The organism is Faecalibacillus sp. H12, from assembly GCF_013361255.1.
GTDB classification, from domain to species: Bacteria; Bacillota_I; Bacilli_A; order Erysipelotrichales; family Coprobacillaceae; genus Faecalibacillus; species Faecalibacillus intestinalis.
The window spans coordinates 27,106-30,293 of record NZ_JABWDK010000005.1 but is presented as its reverse complement, the minus strand read 5'-3'; the positions used below and the strand labels follow the sequence as shown (position 1 = coordinate 30,293).

Annotated in this window: 2 protein-coding genes and 2 pseudogenes; all 4 read left to right on the top strand. The window is 29.5% G+C overall.

What is annotated here, in order from left to right; translation table 11 throughout:
• A pseudogene (locus HUU89_RS05930) lies at nucleotides 1–959 on the top strand (N-acetylmuramoyl-L-alanine amidase family protein); the annotation flags it as partial.
• 197 nt (nucleotides 960–1,156) lie between these two features.
• A complete protein-coding gene (locus HUU89_RS05925; RefSeq protein ID WP_175301244.1) occupies nucleotides 1,157–2,080 on the top strand; it encodes a glycosyltransferase in 924 nt (307 codons plus the stop codon).
• Nucleotides 2,081–2,321: 241 nt separating this feature from the next.
• Nucleotides 2,322–2,975 (top strand): N-acetylmuramoyl-L-alanine amidase family protein, encoded by a 654-nt coding sequence (locus HUU89_RS05920; RefSeq protein WP_175301243.1) that lies wholly within the window; start codon nucleotides 2,322–2,324, stop codon nucleotides 2,973–2,975.
• A 9-nt stretch (nucleotides 2,976–2,984) separates the two neighbouring features.
• Nucleotides 2,985–3,188, top strand: a pseudogene (locus tag HUU89_RS05915) (N-acetylmuramoyl-L-alanine amidase family protein); the annotation flags it as partial.

The window sequence follows — 3,188 nt, the reverse complement described above, 5'->3', positions numbered from 1 at the left end:
ATCAAGCTAAGGAAGCGACATGTGCAGAAAATGGACTTACAGAAGGAAGTCATTGTTCAGTATGTAATGAAGTTATCAAAAAACAAGAAGTAATACCATCAACAGGACATAAAGAAGTTCTTGATTCGGCAAAAGAAGCAACATGTACAAATACAGGTTTAACAGAAGGAATACATTGTTCAATATGTAATAAGATTATTAAAAAACAAGAAATCATTCCAGCTTTAGGACATGATTTTAAAGATGGAGTATGTACAAGATGTCATAATCAATTAAAAGGACAATGGAAACAATCAGGAAATAAATGGTGGTATCAATATGAAGATGGAACATATCCAAAAAATGAATTCATTGCAATAGATAATAAACTCTATAGATTTGATCAATATGGATATATGCAAACAGGATGGTTCAAAGTCAATAATGAAGATTACTATGCATCAACAAGTGGAGAAATCAAAGCCCAATGGGTAGGATCAGGAAATACTTGGTACTATGTAGACGCTGATGGAAAAATGGTCACAGGATTCCAAACAATCTCTGGAGTTAAATATTACTTTGAAACAAACGGACTTATGAAAAAAGGATGGTTCAAAGTCAATGGAACAGATTACTACGCATCAACAAGTGGAGCCATCAAAGCACAATGGGTAGGATCAGGAAATAACTGGTACTATGTAGATGCAGATGGAAAAATGGTCACAGGATTCCAAACAATTGCAGGAGCAAAATACTACTTTGCAGAAAGCGGATTAATGCAAACAGGATGGTTTAAAATCAATGGTGAAGATTACTATGTAGCTTCAAGTGGCGTAATTAGTGCCCAATGGGTAAAATCAGGAAATAACTGGTATTATGTTGACGCTAATGGAAAGATGGTTACAGGAGATTATAAAATCAATGAAGTAGTTAATCGCTTTGATGCTAATGGTGTATGGCATGGTGTTTGGCTAGGGTAATTTAATTCATTACAATTTAGTAGAAAGCAGCTCAGAAATATTTATTATATTATTTTTGAGCTGTTATATTTATAATTCAAGATATGAATGATTTATTGTTGTAAAGGTTAATTTAATATATACTTATTATGTATATATTTAATAGAAAGGAAATTTTTATACAAAAAGATTTGTGTAAAAAAGTAGTAGAAATTTAAATGGTAGAAACAAGTGTTATTATGGCAACTTATAAAGAAAGCATAGAATGTTTAAAACAGTCCATAGAATCAATTATTAATCAAACATATAATGATTTTGAATTTATTATTATTTTAGATAATCCAGATAATAAAGAACATATAGCATTTATAAATGATTATGTATGTAAGGATGAACGTATTAAATTCTATATAAATGATAAAAATATGGGGCTAACAAATACTTTAAATAGAGGACTTGAACTTGCTGAAGGAAAATATATTTGTAGAATGGATGCAGATGATATTTCTGAATTATATAGAATGGAACATCAAAAGAAGTATTTAGAAGAAAATGATTTTGATTTAATAGGTGGAATTTCACAAATGATCGATGAGGATGGAAATACTATTTATTCAATAAAAAAAGTTCCAACTGATTTTAAAAAGATAAAAAAATGTATTAAATATAATCAAGTTATTTCTCATCCAACATGGTTTGGTAAAAAAGAAGTATTTGATAAGTTAAATGGCTATAGAAATATGCCACTTTGTGAAGACTATGACTTTACATTAAGAGCAATACTTCAAGGATTTAAAATTTCTAATGTGAATGAATGTGTTTTAAAATATAGAATGACAAAGGATAGTATATCAAGATCAAATTTATTTGAACAATATTTATTTGCTAGATACATTACTAAACAATATAGTGAAGGAAAAGTAAGTGAAGTAGAAGAAGCTAAGGTGTATGTAAAGAAGAATTTAAGTGATAAAAATGCAAAGCATTATTTAAAAGGAAATGAGAGATTTAATAATGCATTAAATAACTTAGAAGAGAAACAATATATTCAATTTATAGCAAATGGTATTGCATTACTTTTTACTTCTAAATATTATCTTGATAAAATATTTAGATTTGTAATGGTTTATTTAAACTCATAATATATTAGTAGAATATTGATTAAAAAATGGGGGCTGTAACAAAATAAAATAAACAGCTAAAAATAGAAAAAGAACAATGGTAATTTAAAATAACGAGGGGTTTCTCATATTTTAGTTATCAAATGATGTGGGGCAAAGACAGAGAATATCTGCTTCTGGTTTTCTATTTTTTATAGATTATAACTAGTTTATTTTTTTGTATTTGTTATAATGTCAATTGTGAGACAAGAGGGGGGATTGTATGAAAAAAGGTAAATTATTAAATATTGCTTTATCGATAGTGTTTATTAATATTTTATTTGTATGTTTTTCGATTATAAATGTTAATGCGGAAGAAGATACAGATACATTAAATACAAATGATGAGTCGACTGTAATGGAATCTGGTTGGACGAATAAAGAGAATCAATGGTATTATTATGATCATGGTGAAAAGAAAACAGGATGGTTACATACGGATTATTGGTACTATTTAGATCAAGATGGAAAAATGGTGACAGGGTTAGCTTCTGTAGGAAATCAACAATATTACTTTAATCAATCAGGGGTCATGCAAACAGGATGGATCCAAGCAGATGGAACATACTATTATGCAAATAATAGTGGATATATTCAAAAAGGTTGGTTGCATAAAGGGTCTTGGTATTATTTAGACCAAGATGGAAAAATGGTCACAGGGTTAGCTTCTGTAGGAAATCAACAATATTATTTTGACCAATCAGGAGCTATGAAAACAGGATGGATCCAAGCAGATGGAACATATTACTATGCAAATAATAGTGGCTATATTCAAACAGGATGGTTGCATAACGGATCATGGTATTATTTAGACCAAGATGGAAAAATGGCTACAGGATTGGTTTCTGTAGGGGACGAACAATGTTACTTTGATTAATCAGGAGCTATGAAAACAGGATGGATCCAAGCAGATGGAACATATTATTATGCGGATAATAATGGTTATATTCAAAAAGGATGGCTACATAAAGGATCATGGTATTATTTAGACCAAGATGGAAAAATGGTTACAGGGTTAGCTTCTGTAGGAAATAGACAATATTATTTTGACCAATCAGGAGCTATGAAAACAGGATGGATCCAAGCAGAT

Bases quoted from the DNA above. Each gene is read 5' to 3' on its own strand.
- HUU89_RS05920 (WP_175301243.1), top strand. From the start codon at position 2,322: ATGAAAAAAGGTAAATTATTAAATATTGCTTTATCGATAGTGTTTATT.
- HUU89_RS05925 (WP_175301244.1), top strand. From the start codon at position 1,157: ATGGTAGAAACAAGTGTTATTATGGCAACTTATAAAGAAAGCATAGAA.